Source organism: Helicobacter sp. CaF467b, from assembly GCF_022664765.1.
Lineage (GTDB): Bacteria > Campylobacterota > Campylobacteria > Campylobacterales > Helicobacteraceae > Helicobacter_D > Helicobacter_D colisuis.
In genome coordinates this window covers 78,303-104,090 of record NZ_JALAIY010000001.1, presented here as the reverse complement: position 1 = coordinate 104,090, position 25,788 = coordinate 78,303, and the positions used below count along the sequence as shown (strand labels likewise).

Annotated in this window: 28 protein-coding genes and 1 tRNA gene; 13 read left to right on the top strand and 16 right to left on the bottom strand. The window is 35.1% G+C overall.

Annotated elements, in window-relative coordinates:
- Positions 1 to 8: 8 nt before the first annotated feature.
- Together MKD52_RS00585 and mnmG are read right to left on the bottom strand one after the other, a co-directional pair.
- Positions 9 to 1,301, bottom strand: a complete 1,293-nt coding sequence (locus MKD52_RS00585; RefSeq protein ID WP_242098891.1) for a S41 family peptidase — start codon at positions 1,299 to 1,301, stop codon at positions 9 to 11.
- A gap of 59 nt (positions 1,302 to 1,360) precedes the next feature.
- Complete coding sequence (gene mnmG, locus MKD52_RS00580) at positions 1,361 to 3,280, bottom strand: tRNA uridine-5-carboxymethylaminomethyl(34) synthesis enzyme MnmG (protein ID WP_242098890.1); 1,920 nt, start codon at positions 3,278 to 3,280, stop codon at positions 1,361 to 1,363.
- A gap of 171 nt (positions 3,281 to 3,451) precedes the next feature.
- On the opposite strand from mnmG, the gene MKD52_RS00575 reads away from it, so the two are divergent.
- The 3 genes from MKD52_RS00575 (at position 3,452) to MKD52_RS00565 (ending at position 5,344) form a co-directional block, all read left to right on the top strand.
- Positions 3,452 to 4,204, top strand: coding sequence for a TSUP family transporter (locus tag MKD52_RS00575; protein WP_242098889.1), 753 nt, complete (start codon positions 3,452 to 3,454; stop codon positions 4,202 to 4,204).
- Between the two features lie 68 nt (positions 4,205 to 4,272).
- Positions 4,273 to 4,680 carry a hypothetical protein gene (locus tag MKD52_RS00570; RefSeq protein WP_242098888.1) on the top strand — a complete coding sequence of 136 codons (408 nt, stop codon included), beginning with the start codon at positions 4,273 to 4,275 and terminating at the stop codon, positions 4,678 to 4,680.
- 1 nt (position 4,681) lies between these two features.
- Positions 4,682 to 5,344 carry a 16S rRNA (uracil(1498)-N(3))-methyltransferase gene (locus MKD52_RS00565; protein ID WP_242098887.1) on the top strand — a complete coding sequence of 221 codons (663 nt, stop codon included), beginning with the start codon at positions 4,682 to 4,684 and terminating at the stop codon, positions 5,342 to 5,344.
- A gap of 127 nt (positions 5,345 to 5,471) precedes the next feature.
- Here the strand turns inward: MKD52_RS00565 and MKD52_RS00560 are convergent, their stop codons facing one another.
- The gene (locus MKD52_RS00560) at positions 5,472 to 7,466 is read right to left on the bottom strand and encodes a hypothetical protein (protein ID WP_242098886.1); all 1,995 of its coding nucleotides are present in this window, start codon (positions 7,464 to 7,466) and stop codon (positions 5,472 to 5,474) included.
- Positions 7,467 to 7,694: 228 nt separating this feature from the next.
- Between MKD52_RS00560 and MKD52_RS00555 the strand changes: the two genes are divergently transcribed.
- Positions 7,695 to 8,180 (top strand): prepilin-type N-terminal cleavage/methylation domain-containing protein, encoded by a 486-nt coding sequence (locus MKD52_RS00555; RefSeq protein ID WP_242098885.1) that lies wholly within the window; start codon positions 7,695 to 7,697, stop codon positions 8,178 to 8,180.
- Positions 8,170 to 8,580 (top strand): prepilin-type N-terminal cleavage/methylation domain-containing protein, encoded by a 411-nt coding sequence (locus tag MKD52_RS00550; RefSeq protein ID WP_242098884.1) that lies wholly within the window; start codon positions 8,170 to 8,172, stop codon positions 8,578 to 8,580. The genes MKD52_RS00555 and MKD52_RS00550 overlap by 11 nt, the downstream gene beginning before the upstream one ends.
- A 303-nt stretch (positions 8,581 to 8,883) precedes the next feature.
- On the opposite strand, the gene MKD52_RS00545 is transcribed toward MKD52_RS00550, so the two are convergent.
- The 6 genes from MKD52_RS00545 to MKD52_RS00520 form a co-directional block, all read right to left on the bottom strand.
- Entirely contained in the window at positions 8,884 to 9,888 is a 1,005-nt protein-coding gene (locus tag MKD52_RS00545) for a beta-ketoacyl-ACP synthase III (RefSeq protein ID WP_112058032.1), read from the bottom strand.
- 15 nt (positions 9,889 to 9,903) lie between these two features.
- Positions 9,904 to 10,899 (bottom strand): phosphate acyltransferase PlsX, encoded by a 996-nt coding sequence (plsX, locus tag MKD52_RS00540; RefSeq protein WP_220101908.1) that lies wholly within the window; start codon positions 10,897 to 10,899, stop codon positions 9,904 to 9,906.
- Positions 10,900 to 10,920: 21 nt separating this feature from the next.
- Positions 10,921 to 11,073: a 50S ribosomal protein L32 gene (gene rpmF / locus MKD52_RS00535; protein WP_112058031.1), complete on the bottom strand. Its 153-nt coding sequence runs from the start codon at positions 11,071 to 11,073 to the stop codon at positions 10,921 to 10,923.
- Positions 11,074 to 11,083: 10 nt separating this feature from the next.
- Positions 11,084 to 11,458, bottom strand: coding sequence for a hypothetical protein (locus MKD52_RS00530; protein ID WP_242098883.1), 375 nt, complete (start codon positions 11,456 to 11,458; stop codon positions 11,084 to 11,086).
- Positions 11,459 to 11,872 (bottom strand): nucleoside-diphosphate kinase, encoded by a 414-nt coding sequence (gene ndk / locus MKD52_RS00525; protein WP_242098882.1) that lies wholly within the window; start codon positions 11,870 to 11,872, stop codon positions 11,459 to 11,461. It lies immediately after the preceding gene.
- 98 nt (positions 11,873 to 11,970) lie between these two features.
- Positions 11,971 to 12,666 carry an MqnA/MqnD/SBP family protein gene (locus tag MKD52_RS00520; RefSeq protein WP_112058028.1) on the bottom strand — a complete coding sequence of 232 codons (696 nt, stop codon included), beginning with the start codon at positions 12,664 to 12,666 and terminating at the stop codon, positions 11,971 to 11,973.
- Between the two features lie 149 nt (positions 12,667 to 12,815).
- Here MKD52_RS00520 and MKD52_RS00515 point away from each other — a divergent pair, with 149 nt between their 5' ends.
- Complete coding sequence (locus MKD52_RS00515) at positions 12,816 to 13,673, top strand: HDOD domain-containing protein (RefSeq protein WP_112058027.1); 858 nt, start codon at positions 12,816 to 12,818, stop codon at positions 13,671 to 13,673.
- A gap of 63 nt (positions 13,674 to 13,736) precedes the next feature.
- On the opposite strand, the gene MKD52_RS00510 is transcribed toward MKD52_RS00515, so the two are convergent.
- The gene (locus MKD52_RS00510) at positions 13,737 to 14,333 is read right to left on the bottom strand and encodes a peroxiredoxin (protein ID WP_242098881.1); all 597 of its coding nucleotides are present in this window, start codon (positions 14,331 to 14,333) and stop codon (positions 13,737 to 13,739) included.
- 159 nt (positions 14,334 to 14,492) lie between these two features.
- Between MKD52_RS00510 and metK the strand changes: the two genes are divergently transcribed.
- Positions 14,493 to 15,653: a methionine adenosyltransferase gene (gene metK, locus MKD52_RS00505; protein ID WP_242098880.1), complete on the top strand. Its 1,161-nt coding sequence runs from the start codon at positions 14,493 to 14,495 to the stop codon at positions 15,651 to 15,653.
- 85 nt (positions 15,654 to 15,738) lie between these two features.
- Here metK and MKD52_RS00500 read toward each other — a convergent pair whose 3' ends face one another.
- From MKD52_RS00500 to MKD52_RS00485, 4 genes are all read right to left on the bottom strand, one after another.
- Positions 15,739 to 16,941 carry a glycosyltransferase family 8 protein gene (locus MKD52_RS00500; RefSeq protein WP_242098879.1) on the bottom strand — a complete coding sequence of 401 codons (1,203 nt, stop codon included), beginning with the start codon at positions 16,939 to 16,941 and terminating at the stop codon, positions 15,739 to 15,741.
- 154 nt (positions 16,942 to 17,095) lie between these two features.
- Positions 17,096 to 17,179: transfer RNA gene (locus tag MKD52_RS00495), tRNA-Leu, on the bottom strand.
- Positions 17,180 to 17,226: 47 nt separating this feature from the next.
- Complete coding sequence (locus tag MKD52_RS00490) at positions 17,227 to 17,547, bottom strand: F0F1 ATP synthase subunit C (protein ID WP_006656070.1); 321 nt, start codon at positions 17,545 to 17,547, stop codon at positions 17,227 to 17,229.
- A gap of 172 nt (positions 17,548 to 17,719) precedes the next feature.
- On the bottom strand, positions 17,720 to 18,511 hold the full coding sequence (locus MKD52_RS00485) for a pyridoxine 5'-phosphate synthase (protein ID WP_242098877.1): 792 nt from the start codon (positions 18,509 to 18,511) through the stop codon (positions 17,720 to 17,722).
- A 73-nt stretch (positions 18,512 to 18,584) separates the two neighbouring features.
- Between MKD52_RS00485 and MKD52_RS00480 the strand changes: the two genes are divergently transcribed.
- Complete coding sequence (locus MKD52_RS00480; protein WP_242098875.1) at positions 18,585 to 19,415, top strand: 3'-5' exonuclease; 831 nt, start codon at positions 18,585 to 18,587, stop codon at positions 19,413 to 19,415.
- Positions 19,416 to 19,666: 251 nt separating this feature from the next.
- On the opposite strand, the gene MKD52_RS00475 is transcribed toward MKD52_RS00480, so the two are convergent.
- Both MKD52_RS00475 and MKD52_RS00470 read right to left on the bottom strand, forming a co-directional pair.
- Positions 19,667 to 21,313, bottom strand: coding sequence for a hypothetical protein (locus tag MKD52_RS00475; protein WP_112058022.1), 1,647 nt, complete (start codon positions 21,311 to 21,313; stop codon positions 19,667 to 19,669).
- Positions 21,310 to 22,503, bottom strand: a complete 1,194-nt coding sequence (locus MKD52_RS00470) for a hypothetical protein (RefSeq protein WP_146743791.1) — start codon at positions 22,501 to 22,503, stop codon at positions 21,310 to 21,312. Before MKD52_RS00470 ends, MKD52_RS00475 begins: the two co-directional genes overlap by 4 nt.
- A 93-nt stretch (positions 22,504 to 22,596) precedes the next feature.
- Between MKD52_RS00470 and MKD52_RS00465 the strand changes: the two genes are divergently transcribed.
- From MKD52_RS00465 to MKD52_RS00445, 5 genes are all read left to right on the top strand, one after another.
- On the top strand, positions 22,597 to 22,779 hold the full coding sequence (locus tag MKD52_RS00465) for a hypothetical protein (RefSeq protein WP_112058020.1): 183 nt from the start codon (positions 22,597 to 22,599) through the stop codon (positions 22,777 to 22,779).
- Positions 22,780 to 22,915: 136 nt separating this feature from the next.
- A complete protein-coding gene (locus tag MKD52_RS00460; RefSeq protein ID WP_242098873.1) occupies positions 22,916 to 23,830 on the top strand; it encodes a PDC sensor domain-containing protein in 915 nt (304 codons plus the stop codon).
- A gap of 2 nt (positions 23,831 to 23,832) precedes the next feature.
- Positions 23,833 to 24,444 carry an imidazole glycerol phosphate synthase subunit HisH gene (gene hisH / locus MKD52_RS00455; RefSeq protein WP_242098871.1) on the top strand — a complete coding sequence of 204 codons (612 nt, stop codon included), beginning with the start codon at positions 23,833 to 23,835 and terminating at the stop codon, positions 24,442 to 24,444.
- 149 nt (positions 24,445 to 24,593) lie between these two features.
- Positions 24,594 to 25,301, top strand: a complete 708-nt coding sequence (hisA, locus tag MKD52_RS00450) for a 1-(5-phosphoribosyl)-5-[(5-phosphoribosylamino)methylideneamino]imidazole-4-carboxamide isomerase (RefSeq protein WP_242098869.1) — start codon at positions 24,594 to 24,596, stop codon at positions 25,299 to 25,301.
- Between the two features lie 111 nt (positions 25,302 to 25,412).
- Positions 25,413 to 25,787: a chemotaxis response regulator CheY gene (locus MKD52_RS00445; RefSeq protein WP_112058016.1), complete on the top strand. Its 375-nt coding sequence runs from the start codon at positions 25,413 to 25,415 to the stop codon at positions 25,785 to 25,787.
- Position 25,788 lies beyond the last annotated feature (1 nt).

The following is a 25,788-nucleotide window of genomic DNA, read 5'->3' as shown; positions in this document are numbered from 1 at the left end:
TTTCTCCTTTAATCAACTACTTTAAAAACTTTAAGTGCATCAATGGCACTTTTTAACTGAATGTCTGAAAAAATAGTTTCTTGTGTGATAATATTTTTATCTTCTTTCTTTTTAGATTTGCTTTCTTTGCTACCGACCTTTTGCAACTCACCCTCTAAATGCTTTTGTAAATTAGCTTCCTTGATGCTAATACGATCATTATCCACTGGGACAGCCCCTGGTCCTACTTCCACATCTGGTGTTACACCAACTGCTTGAATCGTTCTTCCACTTGGCAAATAATAACGCGCAATAGTTAAGCGCAAAGCTTCTTTTTCTTCTGTTGGCAAAATCACTTGCACACTACCTTTTCCAAAAGTTGTTTCCCCAACAAGCACCCCGCGCTTATTGTCTTGAATCGCTCCTGCAACAATTTCACTAGCACTTGCGCTTCCATTGTTAATCAACACCACCAAAGGCACTTTTGCATAAGGCGTTCTTTTATTAGCTTTATACACGATATCCTCATCTTCAATGCGACCTTTTTGGGAAACAATCACACCATTTTCTAAGAATAAATCACTCAATTCCACAGCTTGATTTAAAAGCCCTCCAGGATTATTTCTCAAATCCAACACAATTCCATCAACTTTTTTAAACTTCCTAAGCTCATCCTCCACTCTTTGGCTTACATTTTTATCAAAGGAAGTAACTCTCACATAAACATAATCGGTGTTTTCAATCCCTCTTACATAAACGCTTTCTACTTTGATATTATCTCTTGTAATGTCAAAAACCAATGGTTTTGGATTATTTTTCCTTACAATTGTAAGTTGCACTTTTGTATTTGGTTTGCCTCGCATACGATTAACCGCATCATCAATACTCATATTCAGAGTGCTTTCATTATCAATCTTTAAAATAATATCTCCGCTTTTTAATCCTGCTTTATCACCTGGAGTTCCCTCAATAGGGGCGATAATTGTCAAAGCACCCTCTTTGAGCGCAATGGTAATTCCAATACCACCAAATTCCCCATTAGTCTGAATCTTAAGCTCTTCAAACTTTTTCTCATCCAAATATGCGGAATGCGCATCAAGGTTTGATAATAGACCATCAATTGCTTTATCAACAATCTGTTCTAAAGTTAATTCATCAACATAATATTTCTCCACCGTTCCAATCACTTTTCGGAGTTTATTATAAGAATCTAAACGCGATTCTTCTCCCTTTGTTTCTTGAGCCAAGCTCACAGAAGATGACAAAAAAGACAAGATCATAACAATCAAAAATGTCTTAAAAAGGCTTTTTGTGGTTTTCATATTTTACACCTAAAGATAATTTAAGATGAGATTCTAACGCAATCTCACTAAAATAAAGTTTAGTTATTTTCCTTAGCCAATTCTAGGGCTTTTTTCTTGTGATGCAAATGAATATAAAGTTGCAAGACTTCCAAACTAGCAGGAGTTACTCCACTGATCTCACTTGCTTCAAAAAGACTTTTGGGAGTGAATTTTTTGAGTTTTTCCACCACTTCCAAGCTTAATCCAGGAATCATATCAAAGCTAAAATCAGCTGGAATCTTAATGTTTAGCATTTTATCCATATTATCAATAAGGCTTTGTTGCTTTTGGATATAATTTGCATATTTTGCTTCCACCAAAATTTCTTCTAAAGCACGATGCGAAAACTTTGCAAAAGGCGTCTGGACAATCTCTCCAAGCTTCAAAAGCTTAGGCAAATCAAAACTCCTACGCCCCACGATTGTTCTCCAAGTTGTCTTATCGCTAATTTTTTCTTCTTGAATAGAATCCAAAAATGCCAAAATCTCTTGAGTAGGTGTAAGTGCAGTAGAATCTAACCATTGCAAACCTTTTTGAATATCGCTTTTATCTTGCAATAAAGCCTGATATTCTTCTTCTTGCATTAAGCCTAGCTCATAAGCCAATTCTCCAAGCCTAAAGATTGCATTTCCCTCACGCAAAAGCAACCTATATTCTGCCCTTGAACTAAACATTCTATAAGGTTCTTTGGTTCCTTTTGTTACCAAATCATCAATCATCACGCCAATATAAGCCTCATTGCGCTTTAGCGTGATTTCTTCTTTTCCTTGAACACTAAGACTAGCATTAATCCCTGCAAAAATACCTTGCGCCGCTGCCTCTTCATAGCCTGTGGTGCCATTAATCTGCCCTGCACAATAAAGATTCTTAATTTTTTTAGTCTCTAGCGTGTGCTTTAATTCTGTGGGATTAATATAATCATATTCAATAGCATAGCCATAACGCACAATTTCTGCATTTTCTAAGCCTTCAATACTATGAATCATCTCTTCTTGCACATCAAAAGGCAATGAAGTTGTCAAGCCATTAATGTAATATTCATTAGCCTCTAGCGTTTGTGGCTCTAAAAAAAGCTGATGACGCTCTTTATCACTAAAGCGATTCACCTTATCTTCAATGCTTGGGCAATAACGCGGTCCAATCCCTTCAATTTGCCCTATAAACATTGGTGCTCTATGAAAATTATTTCTGATAATTTCGTGAGTTTTGGCGTTAGTATAAGTTACATAGCAAGGGAGTTGAGTGGGAGAAAACTCTTTATTTCCTAATTCTTTTTGAGTTTGTTTGCTAAAAAATGGGGGTGGCATATCGCCATAGTGCTTCTCTAGGGCTTCAAAGTTTATACTACTTGCTTTAATTCTAGCACAAGTTCCAGTTTTTAGCCTCCCCACTTCAAGTCCTAATTCCCTTAAACATTCTCCAAGCTCCATTGCGGGTGGTTCTCCCGCTCTACCATTATTAGAGATATTCTCGCCAATATGAATCTTTCCACGCAAAAAAGTCCCTGTGGTTAAAATCACTTTTTTGGAGTGATAGACTTTTCCAATATTAGTTTTAACCCCTACTACACAATTGTTTTCTAGCAATAGCGATTCTACAATTTGTTGTGAGACTTCAAGATTTTTAGTTTGATAGCAAATTTCACGCGCGATAATTTTATATCTATCCATATCAATTTGCGCTCTAGTCCCACGCACCGCAGGACCTTTTGAAGCATTAAGAGTACGAAATTGTATCCCACTTTTATCAGTGATATAGCCCATTACCCCACCTAATGCATCCACTTCCTTTACCAAATGCCCCTTTCCAAGCCCACCTACAGCAGGATTACAACTTGCTGCGCCAATTTGCTCTACAAGCATTGTCAAAAGCAAAGTTTTACAACCTCGCTTTGCTGAGGCGATAGAGGCTTCAATACCAGCATGCCCACCACCAATTACAATCACATCATAAGTCATTTTTTGCCTTATTATTTTTTTGAAATTATAGCTAAAGCTGTTTTTATAAAAATAAAGAATATAAAAATCCCCAATAATTCCCTAGTTTTTGCTCTCAATATTTAAAGCTAAATAAGGGATAAAAAAACTTTTTGGGATTATAATTTCGCTAAAAATGTTTAAGGCATTTGTATGGAATTTGAAATAAGCACTCTTATATTGCTCTTTCTTGCTGCATTTTTAGCAGGTTTTATTGATTCAATTGCTGGAGGCGGAGGAATGATTACTCTACCTGCGCTTCTACTCTCTGGAGCTTCACCCTTAGAATCACTTGCAACCAATAAACTTCAAAGCTCATTTGGAAGCTTCTCTGCGACAAGACATTTTTATAAAAAGGGCTATTTAAACTTAAAAAAATGCCTTCCCTTTGCTATTTTAGTCTTTATTTTTTCAAGTCTAGGAACTATTTCTGTGCAGTTTATTAACACCGATTTTCTCTCCAAATTCTTGCCTTTTTTGATTATGATTTTTGGATTTTATTTTCTCCTTTCACCAAAAATTAGTGAAGATCAAAGAGCCACACAAATCCACAAAGCCTATCTTTTTTTAGCCCTTGTAGGAATAGGATTTTATGATGGATTTTTTGGTCCAGGCACGGGATCGTTTTTAATGTTAGCCCTTATTGCACTAGGAGGACTTGGGATTACTAATGCCCTAGCTGAAGCAAAACTCTATAATTTTTCAACCAACCTTGCTTCTTTGATATTTTTTGCCATTGGCGGAAATATGCTCTTTGGAATCGGGCTTGTTATGGCAATGGGGCAGTTTATCGGAGCAAATCTTGGCTCAAGGGCAGCTATCAAATATGGAATCAAAATCATCAAACCCCTTATTGTTATTGTATCTTTTTCTATGGCAACCAAGCTACTCTATGATCAATTCTAAAGCCTATATGACTTTACAAGCTATGCTTTTATTGCTACAATTTCCAAAATTTTACAAAAAGGCTCTCTTTGGAATCAATCATCGCTGAACTTCTAACTTACCACTTATGGCTTTGTTTGCCTTTATTTTTATTCCCTATTATCAATCTTTATGCGCTTTTTTTCTACCCCTCACACACCAAAAGGCTAAAAATCCTTGCAATCGCCACTCCTGCATATTATCTTTTTTTAAGTGCGAGTCTTTTTAGCGGACTTGTCATTTGGGCAACCCTTGGATTTATCCTAACTCTAAAAATCCTTGCTATGGTTATTTTGTGGTTGATTGTTTTTGTTGCCGAAATCAAACGCCACAAAAAACAAAAAATGACTAGAGTAGAATCTAACCCCGCTATTAGAGAATCCTTTTTTAAATGGGCAAGGCTAAAATACCTTTTTGATTTTTGTGCCTTTGGATTGATTTTTATTCTTTGGAGTTAAAATGCAATTTATTATCCACAAAGATGCTGGTAATGAATCCTTGATATTAGAAGGAGAAGCTTATCATCACCTTTTTCACTCAAGGCGTGCTAAAAAAACAGAATCATTGCAACTACGAAATCTTAGGGACTATTATTGCTACACTTACAGCATTGCTGAACTAAGCAAAAAATATGCCACCCTAAGGCTAGAATCTAAGCTTGAAACACCGCCTCAAAATCCACCCAAAGGGCATCTAATCTGGGCAATGATTGATCCCAAAATTATCGAAAAAACACTGCCCTTTCTTAATGAACTTAATATTTCTAAAATTAGCTTTTTTTATGCACAATATTCACAAAAAAATTTCAAGTTAAACTTGGAGCGGTTTCAAAAGATTCTAGAAAATTCTTGTATGCAATGCGGTCGAATCACACTCTTAGAAATTGAAATGCTAGAAAACCTACAAGAAGTTTTGGGAAAATATCCTAATACTGGAGTTTTAGACTTTGGCGGAAAAGCACTAGAGAGTAGCCTAGAAATTCCCATTTTAGTTGGTGCTGAAGGTGGCTTTAGCCCACAAGAAAAAGAACTTCTAAAGAGCAACCCCAAATACACTGCTATCCACTCCAACATTCTACGCAGCGAAACCGCCACTATTTATGCAATGTCAAAGATTCTTTGATATTACTAACACGCTTTTTGGGCAATTGCATTTTATTCATAACATAGAATCAATTATGTTTGGGCATAGAAATTCTTTTTTATATGCCCACAGCCTTCAAAATAAAATGCTCTTTGGGTGATGAAATCTACTTCCTCTCCCCCCTCAATCTCCTAACCTCAAACCACAGTTTAACATATCCACCCTTATACCAAGTTTTATCAGCTTTTATAAAAGCTTCTCCTAGTTTATAAGTAAGACATTCTTTTTCTTTTAAAGATTCTTTGTAATCAGGATAAGATTCTAGATTAGGGAGTTTAAGATTAGGATTCTTTTTAATAGCTTCTTGGTATTGTTTTTGTTCTTTATTGTGTTGTTCTTTAATATAAGATAACACATAAGGCATTCTAATATATCCTAGTAAAGATTTAGAATTCTCTATCATAGCTTGTCCTAGTTTGTATGATAGATGATTGTGGATTCTATCTTTAGCAGTAGTGAGTGTATTAAGATAAGCAAGTTTTCCTTTAAAGCAAGAAGTATTTGGATTAGAAGATAGAATCTTGTTTTTAGATTCTAATTCTTTGGTTTTAGAATCTAATTGTTTTTTAGTAGAATCTAATTGATTCTTAGTTTGAATTAATTCTTGATTCTTTAATTCTAATTCTTTTAAAACATTGGATTCATATCTTAATTCTTTTTCAAGTTGTTTGGTGTGTAATTGTTTATTGATTAAGTCTTGTTCTAGATTCTTTATTTCTAGAGTTTGTTTTTTGATAGGAAGAGAAGAGAGTTCTTTAACTTTAGAATCAAGTTGTTGTTTAGTGGAATCTAATTCTTTTTGAGCAGAATTGAGTTGATTCTTAGTGGAATCTAATTGAACTTTAATGGTATCAAGTTGATTCTTAGTTTGGGTGAGTTGTTGGGTTTTAGTTTCTAGTTCCTGATTCTTAGTTTGGATGATTTGGTCTTTTTGTTGGAGTTGTTTTTGGAGGGGGGCAATTTTAATCGGATCCATTAATCTGCAATACTCATCTATGATTTCTTTATAAAGTTTAACATCTGGAATTAAATGATTGAAGTTGTATTTGGATTCTATTTCAATAGTTTCATGATTATCTGGCATAGGATAATGCCATTCTCCTCCACTAGCCAATAAAAAATCGACAAGATCAAAATAATCTAAAATTTTAGTATGCTGATTTGGAATGACAGCTTCACTGCCTTCTGTTGCAGGGTGATTAAGTTCATTAAAACACACAGAAGTATTATCATCCACAATAAAATCAGCATTAATGGTATTAAATAGCCTTATAAGCGAACTAGCCTTAATGAGATTCTGCTTAGAACTACCAACAATAATACTAGAATAAAAATTATAAACAGAACCAACCTTAGGTTTTCCTTCATTCCAAGCATGAATACCCAATAAATGAAACCCTTTATATTCTGTGGGAAATTGCAAACACACTCCGCTTCTAATTCTATAAATCTCCTCGCAAAAGGCTGAATTTTTAAGCGTTTTAGTTTCAATATTTTCACTAGAAAGAATCATCTGTTTAGGTGATACAATCTCAAATTTCGGCAACTGCGGAAAAAACTCAATTGTTTTTGTTTTTTGAAAATCATTAAAAGATTTAATAATATTTTCTCCCATTGCACTCATAAGTCGCATCATCTGATGAAATCCCCAATATTTATAAAAATCCCATAAATTATCTTGTGTATATATTTTTTGCATATCAATAAGATTAAATCCATATCGATTAGCACAAATTCTATGGGCATTATTAATTGCGATCTCATTGGGATATCCAAATAGTGGCAAAAGCAAGACAACAACGCGCTTTTGCAAATTATAAAGCGTTCCATAAAACCATTCAATACTTGCAAAAATCTTTTCCAATGGAATTCTGCTATAAGCATGGTGATTAGCAATTTCATTAATGTTAGACTCAGTAATAATAAGATCGGTATTTTGCAAAATAGAACTATTTCTCTCCCTTAATAATTCATAAAGATTTTGCAAACCAATGGAACTTCCCAAAGCAAAATTATAAAACTCTAACTTTTCTTCTTCTTTTCTATTTTCATTAAGTTTTGCAATTCCCTCTCTAATTCCTTTTTGCAACCCATTAACCATTACCGAATTACTTCCACCAAGTAAAACAATATTTTTCTTTAAAGAGGCACTATTATTTGCCCCCCCCCCGAGCTTATCTTAGTTTCTATCATATTTCATTCCTTTTATTCCCAAAAATTTTCTCTAATGATACCAAAAAAACTAAAAACCCTTTACACGCGCGATAGAAAGTGATAAAATCACTAGAATCTAAACAAAAAGCATAATAGCTACAAATTAGGGAATGCGATGAAGTTAAAAAATAAAAAAGCTTTTACAATGCTTGAGCTAGTGTTTATTCTAGTCATTTTAGGTATTTTAGCCGCCATTGCTATTCCAAAAATCTCTGCTAGTCGCGATGATGCCAAACTTGTCGCACTAAAAAGCGATATAAGCACCCTAAAGAGCTCTTTTCCTGCCTATTTCCTCTCTCAAGGACAAGGCACTTTTAGCGATGCTATCACTTTGAGTGAAACCAATTGGAATCTAGGAGATTATACGATTTCTACAAAACTTGAAGCATCTAGCGGAGGATCTTGCATTAGTGCAGAATTATTAAGCAATTCAAATGGCACACAAGCTAGTTCGCCAACTCAAGTGCGTTTTCTAGAAATTTCTGCTGCTGACACTCCAGATGCCAATGGAGACACTTGTCAAAAACTGCTCTATCAAATCAATCTCACTTCAGCAACTCCACTTATAATACCGCTTCTAAGCAATTCTATTGTATTTTAATAAACCTCTTTTGAATCACAGAGCCTTCACGCTTTTGGAAGTTTTGCTAGTTTTGCTTTTGCTTGGAATCTTACTTAGCTTTGGAATCCCAAAGCTTTTTGATTACCAACAAAGCGCTTGTGATAAAAAACTACAAATTCAAGTTCTTAATTTTAAAATTGCACTAAGAAACCATATCAAAGCTCAAAACAATTCCACCCAAAACCTTGACTTATCCAAACTTTATAAAAACTTAGATACGCAACCTAGTCGCTGCTATTTCAAAATACAAAACAATGGTTTTATCGGAATTAACTCTGATAAATCTGTGTCTTTTGTGCTTAAAAATGGAATCTTAGAGTGCGAAAATACCAAAAGTTCTACTTTGTATAATGGAGAATCATATTGTGATATTTTCTAGCTAGGGGCGCAAAAGTGAGTTTCTTTTGCATATCATAAAATATCACCCTCTTTTTAAATCACCATTTTATTTTTCATTTCCTAAAAATTTTTAAACTATTTTTAGTTATTAAAAAACACAAATATAAAGAATAGATTTTTAAAAAACCAACTTTAAAAACTTTAGCTCAAATCTTAAATATTAAAAAATTAACAAAAACAACCAAACAACCTATATCTATTCCTTAGAATCAACAATACAAACAAAAGTCAAGTTTCTATCTTATTTGCAATTAATCAAAATTATATTCATTGCTTAACTTAATCACTCTCCATTAAAACTAAGAATTGCTGATCCCCAAGTTAATCCACCACCAAAAGCATCAAGAAGCAACCTAGAACCTTTCTTTAATGCTCCTGCTTCATAATAATCATTAATCGCCATAGGAATCGAAGCAGCCGAAGTATTACCATATTTTTGCACACTTTGAGCCACTTTTTCAATCGGAAATCCCAAGCTTTCACCCACTGCTGAAATAATCCGCATATTAGCTTGATGAGGAATGAAAAAATCAATATCGTCTTTTGTTAGATGATTATTTTTCATAATTTCAATCACATCATTAGTGAGAGTTTTTACCGCTATTTTAAAGGTTTCATTGCCTTTCATTTTGATAAACTGCAACCGCTCTTCAAGCATTTTAGCATTCGCAGGATTCCTACTCCCACAACCAGGTGTCATCAAAAAGTCTTGATAGCCACCATTAGATGCCACTCTTACATCCAAAATAGCTTGACTAAAATCTTCACTTCTCCCAATCACAGCCGCTCCCGCTCCATCTCCAAAAAGAACACAAGTGCTTCTATCTTCCATATCAATAATACTTGATAGCTTCTCTGCCCCAATAATAAGGACATTTTTACAAGCTTCCGATTCAATAAATGATTTTGCAAGATACAAAAGATAAATAAAGCCACTACACGCTGCTGAAATATCAAAAGCAGGTTTATTAATAATCCCAAGATTATTAGCCACCACACAAGCCGTTGAAGGCATACAAAGAAAATCTGGAGAAATAGTTGCTACAATAACCATATCAATTTCATCGGGGCTAAGCTTTGCCCTTTCTATGGCTAATTGCGCTGCTTTAGTTGCTAAATCGCTTGTCGCTTCAGTGGAATCGGCAAATCTCCGCTCTTTAATTCCCGTTCTTTTTTGTATCCATTCATCGCTTGTATCAACAATTTTTGAGAGATCATCGTTTGTTATAATTCGACTTGGCACATAAGCCCCAATGGAGTTTAAACTTGCATAGATTTTTTTCTCCATAGGAACTCCTAAAAATTATTTTGTTGTTATTTTATATTGTTGCAAGGCACTTAGAATCTTATCATTAATGCCATTTTCAATCGTAGAAATTGCCTGAAAAATTGCATTTTTCATTGCTTTAGCATTACTTTTCCCATGACAAATAATCACATTCCCATCAATGCCAAGAAGTGGCGCACCGCCGTATTCTGCATAATCAATTTGCTTTTTAAGCTTCTTAAACACACCTCGCATAAACAATGCTCCAAAAGTTCCTGCAAAGGAATCTTTGATATATTGTCTTAAGAGATGAATGATTGAATCTGCAACGCCCTCACTTGTTTTAAGGACAACATTTCCGACAAAACCATCACAAACAATCACCTCAACTGAAGAATCAAAAATATTATTGCCTTCAATATTTCCAATAAAGCTTGGATGATTCCTTAATATTTCCATTGCCGCTTTTGTGTTTTCATTGCCCTTGCATTCTTCTTCTCCATTGGCAAGCAATCCGATTCGCACTTTAGGGTATTTCAAAATCCATTTTGCATACTCATGCCCCATAACGCCAAACTCAAAAAGATTTTCAGGCTTACAATCCACATTAGCACCTGCATCAACAATGAGACTTTTATTTCCATCAGTGCGTGGCATCAAGGTGCAAATTGCAGGACGAGAAATGCCTTTTAAGCGTCCAATTTTTAAAGTTGCCAAACTCATAGTTGCACCACTATGCCCAGCAGAAACCACCGCATCTACTTCTTTGTTTTTGAGCATTTCCATAGCTAGGTAAATTGAGCTATCTTTACGCTTAAGTGCTGCAGTAGCACCATCATCCATTGCAATAAAATCTTCACAATGAATGATTTGAACTCTATTTACCATATTTGCAGGAATCAAAGGTTCAAGAATCGTTTTATCCCCAATAAGAACTAACGAAAAATCTCGCTCTTTTAATGCCCACAAAGCACCTTCTACAAGCGGTGAAGCTCCAAAATCACCACCCATTGCATCAACAGCAATTTTCACAATACTTACCAAGCCTTGATTTTAGTCTTTATATTTTCCAGTAAATTTATTTACCCTATGAGGCATTTTCCAAGTGCCATCTTTATCTTTTATGGGCATTGCTAGAGTGATTTTATAATGTGTTCTTCTCTTTGCTGCTCTTGTTTTACTTACGCGTCTCTTTGGTACTGCCATTTTTTACTCCTTAAATTTTAGTTTTAATATGATAATCACAGCGAATCATTTCCAATTCGCCCCTCAAAATTTCCGCCAAATCAATACTTCCATTCTCACATTCAACAACTTCTTCAAAATGTTCATTATCCAAGCTAACTTTTCCGTTGCTAAGATAAAATGAAACTTCATTGTCTAATGTCTCTAAGTATTCTTCTCCACTCAAATCGCATACTAACTCCATCTCTCCTTGCAAACTCGCATCAAGCCTGATAAAGTCTCTATAAGTTCTATCATAAGACAAGAAACCTTCAAACTTAACTGAATCTTTTTGAAGACTAAATGGAATCTTCTCTCCATTTCTACAAGCTTGAAATGCTCTTAAAAAAGGAATCTTAGAAGCCAATTAGCAAATTTCTCTTTCTGCAAAGAAAAATTTAATTTCTTTTTCTGCATTCTCTAAGCTATCACTTCCATGCACTGCGTTAGCATCAATGCTTTCAGCAAAATCTGCTCTTATTGTCCCTTCTGCTGCTTCTTTAGGGTTTGTAGCACCCATTAATTCACGATTTTTCGCAACTGCATTCAAGCCTTCTAATACCATTACAACAACTGGACCACTTACCATAAAAGCAACCAAATCATTGAAAAAGGGACGACTTTTGTGAATGGCATAAAACTCTTGCGCATCACATTGGCTTAATTGAATTTTTTTCATTGCGGCAATTCTTAAGCCATTGCTTTCAAATCTATCAACAATTTTACCAATAACATTCTTTTTTACTGCATCTGGCTTAATAATGGATAATGTTTTCTCCATTTCCTTACTCCTATATTTCACCAAAAATTTTGGAATTTTATAAAATCAAAGTTATTATTATACAATAAAAAATTATATTTAACATTAAACGCATTATTTTAGAATCGTTTTGGAGGTTTAATTCCCAAAATTCGCAACTCTCTATAAAATCTTTGCATACCAAAATTAGCCTTTTTATCAATCTCATAAGAAAGAACTTTTAAATATTCTAAAATCTGCTTTTTGCTTACCCCTGTTTTTAAAGAAGCTTCCTCTAAGATATAGTAAGGTATTTTAATGCTTTTTTGTTTAAAAGCCTGAATGATTTTCTTAAAAAAAGTTAAATCTTTTCTTACGCATAATCTCCCAAATACAAAAGGCAACCCTTGCCTAGAAACCCAATATTCCCCCATATCAATATAATCTTCTCTGGCTTCCTTTTGCTGTTTTAAAACCTCTATTAATGCTCGATCTCCAATCAAAACACGCCCTTTTAAGCCTAAAACCTTTAAAAGTGCGTTAGAAGTTGCTGATTGATAATCACTCCCTTCTTCTTCTTTTAGGCAAATAACGCTTAAGACTTTTTTTCTTGCGACAATTCCAATTTTTGAGGCAAAAAAATTACTTTTTCCTAAAGCTGTAATAGAAGACACAAACCCTGCATCAATGTAGCCAAATAAAAACTCTTTGTTAAGTCTAGCTGGATAAGATTTTCGTTTTTTATAACACAACATAAATTGAGAAGGTGTTGGATACGCGCGTATAAAAACTTCAAAAGGCAAAAGATTCAAATAATCAATTTTCCCAAAACGCATAAACTCTCCTTGCCAAATATTCCAAATAATTCAATATTTTACACTATATCGCTTTAATATTCACCCTAATTACCGCTCAATAAATAAGTGAAATTTTAAAAAAAATAATATAAAATTAAGCAAAAATAATTGGAAACAAGGATAAATGTATGAACCCCTTATTATTAAAGGCTATTCAAGATCTTCCACCTCTACCAAGCACCGTAACAGAATTGCGTAATTATATTGATTCTAATGGTGCAAATTTGGAAATCAAAAAGATTGCTACCATTATCCAAAAAGATCCGCTTTTAGTCGCAGAATTATTGCGCCTTGCAAACTCTCCTTTTTATGGATTCTCGCGACAAGTATCTACGATTCAGCAAGTTATTTCCTTACTAGGAATCAACAATATCAAAAATGTTGTTTTAGCCAATTCCATTAAATCTACCTTTACTATTGATGTTTCTCCTTATGGTTTGGACACTGCAGACTTTCTTAACAACTGCTCTAAGGAAGTAGATTTCATCTCAAATTGGCTCAAAGAAGAAGATAAAGCCCTAGCAAATACGCTTGTGCCTTGTGCAATGCTTTTAAGATTGGGCATGATTTTGCTCTCTGACATACTTATTAGGTCCAATAAAGACAAGGAGTTCTTGGCTGAAAATAAAGCTCATAATTTCCAAGACATTCACGAAGTAGAGAATCATTATTGTGGTGTTGATAGCGTATCTTTTTTGGGATTTTTATTTGATTATTGGAAATTTGATGAAATCCTAATTCAGAGTATCTCTTACATTGACACTCCTCACGCTGCCACAGATGAGACCAAAAAAAATGCGTATGCTCTAGCCATTACCAACTGCCTTTTTGAACCATATGCACCGCTTAATCATTTTAATTCCAAAAAAGCTATTGCTCTCTTAAATGAAGCAAAAACACAAAATATTAATTTTAATATGGAGAATTTTTTAGCCAATTTGCCTAAAGAAGCTAAAGATAACCTAGCGCAAGAATTAGAAAGCTAAATCTCAAAAGGGGGGAATTAGTTAAACCCCCTAAGCCTTTTTGGCTAGAGGGATTGTGGCAAATTAAAGTTTATCTGCGTTTTGAGAAAGATAGTCTGCTACACCTTTAGCATCAGCTTTCATACCTTTATCGCCCTTGTTCCAACCAGCTGGACAAACTTCACCATTTTCTTCAAAGAAAGTTAATGCATCACACATTCTTAGCATTTCATCCATATTTCTGCCAAGTGGAAGGTCATTGATTACAGCGTGGCGAACAACTTGATTTTTATCAATCAAGAAAGAACCTCTTAGTGCAACTGCTTCATCAATTAAAACTTCATAATCTCTTGAGATTTGTTTTGTAATATCAGAAACCATAGGGAATTGAACATTTCCGATTCCACCTTGATTAACTGGAGTATTTTTCCATGCAAAATGAACAACATCAGAATCAATAGAAACACCAATTACATTAAAACCTTTTTCTGCAAAAGCTTTTACTCTGTGATCCATAGCGATAATTTCTGAAGGGCAAACAAATGTAAAATCTTTTGGCCAAAAGAAAACGACTGCACCATTTCTACCAAGATTTCTAGAAAGTTCAAAATCATTAACGATTTGATTGTCTGCCAAAACAGCAGGTGCTTTGAAATTTGGAGCTTTTTTTGTTACTAACATTTTAAATCCTTTATAAAAATAATTTGTTGATAAAAAATATCAACTGGAATGATACCAATAGTAATATAAATTCAATATTAAATATTTCTTGAATCTTTTTTACACTTTTTAAGATTATTTTTGATAAGATTACAAAAATTAAAAATACAAGGTGAATTTATGAAAAAAGAATTTCTTTTTACTTCTGAATCAGTTACCGAGGGACATCCAGATAAGATGGCTGATCAAATTAGCGATGCGATTTTAGATTATATTATAGAGCGCGATCCAAAGGCTAGAGTAGCTTGTGAAACTTTGCTTTCTAATGGTTATTGTGTGATTGCTGGGGAATTAAAAACTCACGCTTATGCTCCTATGCAAGACATTGCTAGAAGCGTGATTCGAGAGATTGGCTATATTGATGCGCGTTATGGATTTGATTACCGCAGTGCTGGTGTGCTTAATGGAATCGGAGAGCAAAGCCCCGATATTAATCAAGGTGTAGATAGAGAAGATGGTGAGATTGGAGCAGGAGATCAAGGCTTAATGTTTGGCTATGCTTGTCGCGAAACTGATGTTTTAATGCCACTTCCTATTTATCTTTCCCACAGAATCACCGAAAGATTAGCCACCCTTAGAAAAGATGGAACACTTCCCTTTTTACGCCCTGATGGCAAATCTCAAGTTACAATCAAATATGCTAATGGAATCCCTGTGAGCATTGACACTATTGTTGTCTCAACTCAACATAGTCCAGAGACTTCTCAAGAAACACTTAGAAGTGCCGTTATTGAAGAAGTTATCAAAAAATCTTTGCCAGAGCAATTTGCAACTGACAATATCCGCTACTTTATCAATCCAACTGGAAAATTTGTCATCGGTGGTCCTCAAGGTGATGCAGGGCTAACAGGGCGAAAAATCATTGTTGATACTTATGGTGGAAGCTGTCCGCATGGTGGGGGAGCTTTTAGTGGAAAAGACCCAAGCAAAGTCGATAGAAGTGGTGCTTATGCGATGCGATATGTCGCAAAAAATCTTGTGGCAAGTGGAATCTGCGATAAAGCCACCGTTCAAATTGCCTATGCTATTGGAGTGGTAGAACCTGTATCAATTCTTGTCAATACTCACGGAACAGGAAAGGTAGAAGATTCCAAAATTGAAGAATGCGTCAAAAATCTTTTCCGCCTTACACCAAAAGGCATTATTGAAACTCTAGACTTACTCCGCCCTATTTATCAAAAAACTGCAAGTTATGGACACTTTGGTAGAGAATTACCTGAATTCACTTGGGAAAAAACTGACAAAGCAGAAGCTATCAAAGATTATTTTAATCTCAAATAAAAATTTAGGGAGAATCCAAGATTCTCTCTAATTTTATTCCTTGCACATCGCTTCACAACAAATTATCAAAATTTATTCGATACTCCTAGCCTAAAATCCTTGCTTGATTTTTTTTGAAGTTTTTAATCATATGCAACATTCTAAAAGGGAATGAAATTAATTTACCTTTTTTGCGTTTATGATAAGCATTAAAAGCAACTCTTCCTATATCTCTAGCTAAATTATAATCTTTTAGTGGAATTTCTTCTTGCTCTATTGAATCTTTATTTTTAATAAGAAAATAAGTATAAAATGGAATTAGAATAAATAAGCCTTTTTGATAATATCTTAAAAGCTTGTATCCAACCAAACATTGAAAAGCTAAGGCACTATCTGCTTGTGGCTTGAGTGGTAATAATTTCTCTTTAAAAATAGGGGTTTGCTCCACCACATCCCACCAATATTGATCTAAAAATTTATTATGATAATCCAAATAGATTTTAGCGTTATTCCAAGGTTTAGTGTGTGTGAAATAGTGCAAGATTTTGGGATTTTGCAATGCGCTATTAAAGTCTTTTCTATAATAAGGAAGTTTATCTCTACCTTTTTCATCTTTACAAATCGCACGATAATAAACACAAACCATAAGATTCCATTCTACTCCAACCTTATAAGTTTTCCCAGATAAAACTATGTTTAATATATCTTGATCGTGGAAGGAATAACGATAATTTTTTCCAATCTCAAAAGCCTTATTTTCTACATTTTCTTGTCTCCACAAATCCAAATCTATAAGCAACATTCCGGCATTAAAATAACTACCTGTAATATTTATGGGCTGATAAGCTTGATTTTTGGGCTTAAAAATCTTTTGAGAATGGTGCTCCACTACAACCCCACAAATTTTACCTTGCAAATCCACCTCAAATAGCTCTCTTAAATCGCCCAAAACAACCATATCTACATCCAAATAAACACATCGCTTAATTGATAATGGCAAAGCAGCGCCAATCTTTAAACGATAATAAGTCAAATAATTTCCATTAAGTGTAGGCATAGAGTATTCTCTAAAGAGTTGGTCATCTAAAATATAAATAGCGAGTGTGCAAGGATAAATTTTTGAAAGCTCTAAGGCAAGATTTTCTAGATTCTCTCTATTTTCTTGGCTAATAGAATCCATTAAAAGATGAAAATGATAGGCTTTATTTTCTAATTTGGAATCTTGATTGGTATTTTGAATAATTGAAGCGATTAGCACTGCTGCATAAGGCACATAATTTTCATTTAAATTCAAAACAACATCATACATTATTATCCCCTAAGTATTTTACAAATATTTTGCAAGATTGTAGCATAAAATCAAATATCAACCAACACAAATTACGATACTTTATAGTATTTAAATAATTTAATTTTACATTTATAGAAGAATAGACTATTTTACAAAAGAAATTTTAGAAGTATGGTGCGCTGGGCGAGACTTGAACTCGCACGGGTCGCCCCGCCACCCCCTCAAGATGGTGTGTCTACCATTCCACCACCAGCGCAATAAAAGCTTAAGATTCTAGCCAAGACTAGAATCTTAAAAGGGTTATTATAAGCCTAGTATTCCTGCAAAAGGGTTAGCATAAAGAAGAATCAAAGCTACAACAAGTGTATAAATAACTTGTGCTTCAATCATCGCTAATGCAATAAACATTGTTGTCATAAGCTTACCACCCACACCAGGATTTCTAGCCATACCAGAAATAGTCGCAGCTGCTGTGCTTCCCATACCGATAGCACCACCAAGCGCAGCAATACCTAATCCAATACCTGCAGCAATTGCAGAATAAGACAACAACATTTCACCAGCACCTTCAGCAGCAAATGCTACACTAGCTAATGCAAAAAATGCTAAAAATAACTTTTTCATCATTATCTCCTTGAAATTTCAAAGTCTGTTCGGATCTGTCCCCTACTTATCACTTTGTAAGGTGCAATTATTATCATTTTTTGCTAAATTTTAAATAAAAGTAAGCCCACAATTGACAAAAATTTACAAATTTTTTGTTTTCTTTGTTTTAATTGTTGCGCAAAACACTTTTTTATTGACTTTTTTGTGCCAACAAAGCCTTTAATTCGCTAATAGCATTCTCTAGCCCAACAAAAATTGCTCTTGCAATAATACTCTGTCCAATATTTAATTCCACAATCTCTTGAATCTCCAAAATAGGCTTTAAATTGACATAATTTAATCCGTGCCCCGCTGCGACCTCCAAGCCCAACTCATTTGCCTTTTTTGCTCCTTTTTTAAGAGAATCCAAAGACTGCTTCCAAAGATTTTGCAACTCTTTTTTGGGCAATTCTAATTCTTTGATGCTATTTTTCATCTTAGGTAAGTTTGAAAAAAGCATTAAGTGCAAATTCGCATAACTCCCTGTGTGCAACTCTATCATCTCTGCCCCCACTTCCTTAGAGGCTTCAATTTGACTTACCTCAGAATCAATAAAAAGCGAAACTTGCGTGCCAACTTCTTGAAAACTTTTTGTAATTTGCAAAATGCGCTCAAAATTCCCCACAACATTTAACCCACCCTCTGTCGTTACTTCCTCTCTATTCTCTGGAACAAGCGTGATTCTATGTGGAGCAATTTTTAAAAGAAATTCAATAATAGCAGGATTAATTGATGACTCAATATTAATAGGTAAAAACGAAGATTGTGCTATCCGCAAAATGTCTTCATCATGCATATGACGCCTATCTTCCCTTAAATGCATCGTGATTTGATCTGCCCCTGCTCTCTTTGCGATAAAAATCGCTTCCAAAGGATCTGGATCATTGATTTTTCGTGCTTCTCTTAAAGCAGCAATGTGATCAATATTTACTCCAAGTAGCATTTTCACTCCTTTTTATGTCAAATTGATAGGATTTTAACTAAAATAACTTTAAAATTTATCACAAAGGTTTGCTATGGTAATGGTATTTGACTGCGAAACAATTCCTGATACTACACTTATAAAGCAAGGTTTTAAAAAAGAGTTTGAAGCGCTTAACTTGGATTTTTCTAATGAACTAGCCATTAGCAAAAAAGCAATGGAGATTCAAAAGGAAAATAGTGGGAGTGAATTTTTACCCATTTGCTACCACCAAGTCGTTTCTATTGCTGCCATTTTTTGCGATGAATATGGTTATTTTAAAAAGGTAGGAAACTTCAAAGCCATAGGCAACACCAAAGAAGAAAGAGAAAAATCGCTCATACAAGCTTTTTTAGATTATTTAAACAAACATCAGCCCAAACTAGTAAGCTTTAATGGAAGGGGATTTGACTTGCCAATGCTATTACTTAGGGCGATGAAATACAAACTTCAAGCCAATGCGTATTTTGAAACAGACAATCTTCAATACAATAAAAATAAATGGGAAAACTACCGCCAAAGGTATAGTGAAAAATTTCATACCGATTTGCTTGATGTATTGGGAAATTTTGGAAGTGTGCGTGGATTAAAACTTGATGTGCTTGCAAACCTTATGGGATTCCCAGGAAAGTATGATATTCACGGAGATATGGTGCTAGAGCTTTATTATCAAGAGGAATATGAAAAAATTGATGAATATTGCCAAAGCGATGTGTTAAACACCTATGGTTTATACCTAAATTACGAGCTTTTAAAGGGCAATTTAACACAAGAGGATTATTGCGGAATCCTAATGGGCGTTAAAGAAAAGTTGCCACAAGAGAGTGCGTATTATGGCGTATTTTGCGAGGCTGTGAATGGAATCTTGGAATCGCTTGGAGCTTAAGACGTTGGGATTCAACCTTGATTGTAAAATGTTGGCGCACACTTGTAATTCTGACTTTTTGTAATTGTGAGATTCTATATAGAATCGTGGCACACCAACTATCTTTTGCCATTGCTAGAATTGCAACGCGATTCGTGGCAACCTATAATTTAGCATAAAGAAAACTTTTGCAATGGAATCTCTCAAATATGCAAGATTATAGATTGCCACGATTCTGCTATCGCAATGACGCGGTGGCAAACGCAACCTCCCTACATTTCCATTTCAAACTTGCTTCCTCTTAGCTTATCTTTCTCCTCTAGTTCCGAGAATCTTATCATATTCTCCACATTTTGTATCTTATGCAGCGCATTTGCTACGAGTTCCTTGCCATCTCCTGTTGTTAGGATAAAGGCGGAGCGACCATTTTGGAAGCTTAATTTGCGGATAAGTTCCACTCCAAGTTCCGCTAGAGAGGTAATAGAACCATTCATATTTATGTCTGCGCCTATTTTGTTGAAGTCTAGCTTGTTTAAATCCTCTTCATCAAAGCTCATAGCCTCGCTAAACGCACTTGCTCTCTCGCTTCTCTCTGTTAAGTCGTTAAAGTCTCCATTGCTAGTATATAGCTCATCAAGGCTTAACCGCATCGTTCTGCCTGAATCAAACTTCAATGTCATCATTCCATTATCGTCTAACCTCATTGCCACAACAGAATCCACACTCTTAAGCGCACTTGCATACTTCATAGCAGTAGAGGAGCTATTTAACCCATTGTAAAACTCTCTAAAATTTGCCTCGCTAAACTTCAAACCTGTGATTGCCTGAAATTCTCTGCGGATTGCTAGTTTATCGGCTTCTTCATTATTGTAATAATCGTGATACATTTTGTTAAAGCGATTCTGCAAACCTGCTAAATAGCTCTCCTGCTTCCCATATTTTCTATCGTCTCTGCCGTCATATCCACTAAATCTAAGTCGCTCTAGCTTCAATCCGCCGTTTAAATCCGTCTTAGAATATGCAAAATCTAGGTTTTTTAAGAGTTTTTCAAAGGTTAGCCTCTCTAGGCGGTATTCGTCTTTATAGGTTTTTGTTAAATCTATCCAACCGCTTTCATCGGCATTTTCTGCAAACATTTTTCTAATTTGGTCTTTTTGCGTGTCATTGAGCTTTTTATAGCTTTCCTCTGGGCGAAAGAGGCTTGTGCCACTTTCTAAGTTTCCTTTATTGTAGCCATATTTCTTGATATTCTCCTCTACATCTCTTTGCGTATTGACAAATTTCGTCAAATCAAGAGAGTTATAAACATCGCTAAATTTTAAGATAATTTCCTCGCCCTTAGAGTTGTAACCCTTTAGCTTTAGCTTACTAAAAAACTCATCGCTAGAATCCAAGAATCCATCTTGATTATCATCTAGGTTAATGAGCTGCCCCATATATTCTATGCTCCCCACTCCATATTGGTCATTATCATCATCTAAGTCTAAGAAAACCTGCATTTCTCCCACAGGCGTATTCAAGTATTGAGACTTTCCAGCGGCATTAAGCATATCTCCGCCACCATTTGCTCCGCTCCAGCGGTAAGCATTATCAAAATTGGTTCTACCAAACTCATCATAAGAGATAGAGTGAGAGTAGAAGCTAGGGGTGAAGTAGTTTAGCTTGTCTCCATTTAAGCTTGAGTTTGAACTCTTAAGTCCAAAGGATTGAATGGAGTTTGAGCCTAAAACATTTAATACCCTAGCTCTAGTGCTTTCTCGTGCTTGTCTTATGCGCTCTTGTTCTTTTGCTATTCTTGCTTGTTCTTGGGATTCCTTGATTGTTTCCTCTGTTAGCTTGAAGTTGCCATTAGTCTCTAGTGTGCCCAAATTGTTTGAAACCAATTTGGGTTTAATATGCATTGGATTGTTGATATTCATTGCCCAGCTCCTTGTCTATTAACTCGCCAATCAATCAAAAGTATATTTAGTGTTTGTGGGTCATAGTAAATATCTATATCTTGTAGAGTTAAAATAGAGGAAGTGCCACCTGTTAAGACTATGTAAGATTCTTGGATTAGGGTATTAATACCATAAGTTACCTGCCCACCTGTGGAATAGATTAGCTTCTCTTTTGCATTATAATTGCTCATAAGTTCAAACATTCCTACAATGGGATTATAAAAAAGCTCTTTAGCGTTAATATAGAATCTTGTTTCGTCATTTTCTAAATATCGCATTAAATCATCTGCACTAAAATATCTCTGATAAGAAACATCTTTTGAAAATTTAATTGTCTGATTCCCAAAAGTTTTTTGGACTAATTCTTCATCGCTTCCATCTTCTGCTTTCCAACCAATTTGATAATCTAACACTTTTTCTATTGCTTGAATATATACCCATTTGTTAAGAGGAATCGGCTTTGTTGTGATAATGCGTTCCGTAGAATAATCAGAATACTTTGTGGTAACAGAAAGCAAACCAGAGGGCAATAGTTCAAAATTAAAATACTGATATTCCCAAGCTGGGTCGTCTTGCTTATATATTTCATTTCTGTTAAATAACGAAATGGCTTCAGAGAAGTATCCGCCAAGTTTTATCCACATTCCAAAGCTATTAGAATAGGGCATACCCCATTCAGGATATTTATCTGTGGCATTTCTCCCGCCATTATAATAAGTTCTAGCATTCACATATTCTGTATAGAGCTCTTTCTTGTCAGGATTCCACTTTTGCACCGCATAATCTTTTGGGCTATCAAGTCTGCTAGAATCTATGGCAAGAATATTTCCAACTTCCGCGAATGGTTTATCTGTGGTATAAGTTATGTACAAAATGACATTACCCGCACTATCTTTGAGTGCAACAAGCGAATCGGTAGAGGGGTTAAAAGGTGGCACAACATCGTTATTATAAGGATAAGTTCCACCTCTTGCACCCTTAACTACCTTTGTTTGTTTTTGAGGAATCTTAATTGCAGATTTTACTTCCTTTGGGAAGTTTTGTAACATTTCCTTTGCTTCTTTTCCGCTTAGGGCTTCACCAATTTGCACTTTGGGTTGTGTTTGTGCGAAAAGTAATGTGCCTAAAGCCCCAAAAAGAACAAATCCAAACAACGATTTTTTCAACATTTCCTTCTCCTTTTATAAAAAACTTATTTATTATATCGGAATTTTTCAAGAAAAGTTAAGATAAATTTTACATTTATTGTTGTGGGATTCCACTTGTGGAATCTACTTTTTGCGAGATTATGGATTGCTTCGGCTATGCCTCGCAATGACGAGGTGGTAAGTGTTTCGGTTTATAAGATTGTAGATTGTTTCGTCATTGCGAACGAAGCGAAGCGGAGTGCGGCAATCCATAATTTTAACACAAAAGGGGATTTTGCAATGGAATCGCGAATTTAAAGGCAAGATTTAGCTTATAGATTGCTTCGTCGCGTTGCTCCTCGCAATGACAGAAAACCAAACACAAACACAAATCCATTTATTAAAGGTTTATCTAGTTTTGCTACAATTACGCAAAACAAAACAAGGAATCTAAATGCTATCCAAAGACATTGCGTATTTTAGCGAAATGCGCTATGAAATCCGCGCATACTTGTGTTTTTTAATGCAGCGCAATATCAAAAACCATTTGCCGCACATTGAGCTAAATAAAATCGTAGATGGTATTCACAAAATAGAAAAAGAAGTCGGAATCTTTGAGTTAATTTATGTGTTGGATTCTAGCGGAACAATCGTGCTAGATGGAATCTCTAGGGATTCTAACATTGCGTGCAAAAAGGGTGAAAACCACAATGAACGCGCCTACTTTTACCGCGCTGTGCGTGAGAAAAAGTGCATTCTAACCGACCCTTATCCCTCTTTGGCAAGTGGAAATCTCGTCATCACGGTGGCGTATCCTCTCTATGATACCAATGGCAATCTAGCCTATGTCGTGTGTATGGATGTGCGCTTGGAGAAAAGCCTAGAACTCGTGCGCCCGACGCCACTTTTTGGGCTATCCTTTGGAATTGGGAAAGCGATTTACTTTGTAATGGCTTTATCCTTGCTTCTTGTGTGTATGCTCCTGCTTGTGAAAGGTAGCATTAGCTTGTGGGACGCAATGTTGCGCTTTGGTAGCGTGGAGATTTTAGATATTAAGGGCGTCTTTGAAGCCACGATTCTCATCACGCTTAGTTTAGCAATTTTTGATTTGGTGCGCGCAATCTTTGAGGAGGAAGTCTTAGGGCGTCAGAAATCGCAGGATTCCAAAGTGGTGCATAAAACAATGACGCGCTTTTTGGGTTCTATCGTCATTGCCCTAGCCATTGAATCCTTAATGCTCGTCTTTAAATTCGCAATCACTGCGCCAGAAAAACTGCTTTATGCGGTGTATTTAATCGGTGCGGTTACTTGTTTGCTTGTTGGCTTAGCTTTGTATGTGAAACTCACCACGCATTTAAAAAGAGATTAATCGTGGTTGGGATTGTAAATTATGGAATCGGAAACCTTGCAAGTGTGCAAAATGCTATTTTAAAGCTTGGGGGAAAAGTTAGAATTGAATCTAATCCTGCTGAGCTTAAAAACTATGATCGATTAATACTCCCTGGTGTTGGAGCCTTTGGTGAAGCTATGGAAAATCTAGAAAAAAGTGGTATGAAAGAATCGATTTTAGAATTTGCAAAAAATGGAAAACCTTTGCTTGGAATCTGCCTTGGAATGCAGCTTTTATTCCAAAAAAGTTATGAGTTTGGAGAACATTTAGGGCTTGGTTTGATAGAGGGTGAAATTATAAAATTTGATAAAAAATTACTTAAAAAGGATGAGAAGATTCCACATATGGGGTGGAATCTTGTCTATAAAACCCAAAATAGCCCGCTTACAAAAGACTTAGAAGAAAATTTTTATTTGTATTTTGTGCATAGTTATTACTTGGGTGATTTTAAAAATGCCATCGGAATAAGCCATTATGGAGTAGATTTTGCAGCCTTGGTGCAGAAAGATAATCTCTTTGGGATTCAGCCACACCCTGAAAAGTCTCACAATATAGGCTTAAAAATTTTAGAAAATTTTCTCAAATTTTCTTAATCTAACCCTATGTTTTACTGTTTTACGCGCAATTAGACTTATCTGGAATATAATCTCTTTTTGTTTAAAGCAAAAAAATAGATATGTTCCTATATAATTTTGCGATTAATTTTTCACTTAATGTGTTGCGGAACTTTCAAGGACAAAAAATGCAAATTATTCCAGCAATTGATTTAAAAGAAGGCTGTGCTGTAAGGCTTATGCAAGGCAAAATGGAAAGTGCCAAAATTTATTATAAAAATCCTTTAGAAGTGGTAAAGATTTTTGAAGAAATGGGCGCAGAATATTTACACATTGTTGATTTAGATGGAGCCTTTTGTGGCAAACCACAAAATAAAGCAGTGATAGAAAATATCGCCAAAAATTCCACACTCAAAATTGAAATTGGTGGTGGAATCCGCAATGAAGAGACTATTAAAGAATACTTAAATCTTGGGGCAAATCGAATCATACTAGGCTCCATTGCCCTAAAAGATCCTAAGTTTGCTAAAGAAATGGCACAAAAATATCCTATTATCATTGGGATTGATGCCAAAGATGGAAAAGTTGCCACAGAAGGTTGGGATCAGGTGGGTAGAGTGCTTGCAAGTGAATTTGCAAAAGAATTTCAAAACAGCCCTATAGAAGCGATTATTTGCACAGATATTAGCAATGATGGAATGCTTAATGGAATCAATATTGATTTTACCAAAGAAATCGCCCAAAGTAGCGGTAAATTTACTCTTGCAAGTGGTGGATTATCGTGCCTAGAAGATCTAGAGAAGCTCTATCTTTCTAAAATAGATGGCGTAATTGTAGGCAAAGCTTTCTATGAAAAAAAGCTTGATCTAAAAGAAGCCTTTAGAAAATTTAAATAACAAAATCCCGTGGGATCAAAAAATTTAATTGTAGCTTATGGTAAATTTTGCTATGATATTATAATATTTTTGTAATGAAATTTATTTTTAGCTAGTAATAAGGAGTTTGCTTTGAAAATGGTTGTTGTTGATGATAGTTCTACGATGAGAAGAATCATAAAAAACACACTTGCAAGATTAGGTTATAATGATATTTTAGAGGGAGAAAATGGTCTTGAAGGTTGGGATCAGATGAATGCTAATCCTGATGTAAAAGTTTTGATCACCGATTGGAATATGCCTGAAATGAATGGTTTAGACTTAGTTAAAAAAGTTCGTGCCGATGAGAGATTTAAAGATATTCCTATTATTATGGTTACCACAGAGGGAGGAAAAGCAGAGGTTATTACAGCTCTCAAAGCAGGGGTTAATAACTACATAGTCAAACCATTTACCCCGCAAGTTCTAAAAGAAAAATTAGAAGTTGTATTAGGTGTAAATGACTAAC

Bases quoted from the DNA above. Each gene is read 5' to 3' on its own strand.
- MKD52_RS00545 (WP_112058032.1), bottom strand. From the start codon at position 9,888: ATGGAGAAAAAAATCTATGCAAGTTTAAACTCCATTGGGGCTTATGTG.
- MKD52_RS00575 (WP_242098889.1), top strand. From the start codon at position 3,452: ATGGAATTTGAAATAAGCACTCTTATATTGCTCTTTCTTGCTGCATTT.
- MKD52_RS00560 (WP_242098886.1), bottom strand. From the start codon at position 7,466: ATGGTTAATGGGTTGCAAAAAGGAATTAGAGAGGGAATTGCAAAACTT.
- rpmF (WP_112058031.1), bottom strand. From the start codon at position 11,073: ATGGCAGTACCAAAGAGACGCGTAAGTAAAACAAGAGCAGCAAAGAGA.
- MKD52_RS00520 (WP_112058028.1), bottom strand. From the start codon at position 12,666: ATGCGTTTTGGGAAAATTGATTATTTGAATCTTTTGCCTTTTGAAGTT.
- MKD52_RS00490 (WP_006656070.1), bottom strand. From the start codon at position 17,547: ATGAAAAAGTTATTTTTAGCATTTTTTGCATTAGCTAGTGTAGCATTT.
- MKD52_RS00470 (WP_146743791.1), bottom strand. From the start codon at position 22,503: ATGTTGAAAAAATCGTTGTTTGGATTTGTTCTTTTTGGGGCTTTAGGC.
- MKD52_RS00485 (WP_242098877.1), bottom strand. From the start codon at position 18,511: ATGCTACTTGGAGTAAATATTGATCACATTGCTGCTTTAAGAGAAGCA.
- MKD52_RS00515 (WP_112058027.1), top strand. From the start codon at position 12,816: ATGAACCCCTTATTATTAAAGGCTATTCAAGATCTTCCACCTCTACCA.
- metK (WP_242098880.1), top strand. From the start codon at position 14,493: ATGAAAAAAGAATTTCTTTTTACTTCTGAATCAGTTACCGAGGGACAT.
- MKD52_RS00585 (WP_242098891.1), bottom strand. From the start codon at position 1,301: ATGAAAACCACAAAAAGCCTTTTTAAGACATTTTTGATTGTTATGATC.
- MKD52_RS00460 (WP_242098873.1), top strand. From the start codon at position 22,916: ATGCTATCCAAAGACATTGCGTATTTTAGCGAAATGCGCTATGAAATC.
- MKD52_RS00555 (WP_242098885.1), top strand. From the start codon at position 7,695: ATGAAGTTAAAAAATAAAAAAGCTTTTACAATGCTTGAGCTAGTGTTT.
- MKD52_RS00500 (WP_242098879.1), bottom strand. From the start codon at position 16,941: ATGTATGATGTTGTTTTGAATTTAAATGAAAATTATGTGCCTTATGCA.
- hisA (WP_242098869.1), top strand. From the start codon at position 24,594: ATGCAAATTATTCCAGCAATTGATTTAAAAGAAGGCTGTGCTGTAAGG.
- MKD52_RS00510 (WP_242098881.1), bottom strand. From the start codon at position 14,333: ATGTTAGTAACAAAAAAAGCTCCAAATTTCAAAGCACCTGCTGTTTTG.
- mnmG (WP_242098890.1), bottom strand. From the start codon at position 3,280: ATGACTTATGATGTGATTGTAATTGGTGGTGGGCATGCTGGTATTGAA.
- MKD52_RS00475 (WP_112058022.1), bottom strand. From the start codon at position 21,313: ATGAATATCAACAATCCAATGCATATTAAACCCAAATTGGTTTCAAAC.
- MKD52_RS00565 (WP_242098887.1), top strand. From the start codon at position 4,682: ATGCAATTTATTATCCACAAAGATGCTGGTAATGAATCCTTGATATTA.
- MKD52_RS00480 (WP_242098875.1), top strand. From the start codon at position 18,585: ATGGTAATGGTATTTGACTGCGAAACAATTCCTGATACTACACTTATA.
- ndk (WP_242098882.1), bottom strand. From the start codon at position 11,872: ATGGAGAAAACATTATCCATTATTAAGCCAGATGCAGTAAAAAAGAAT.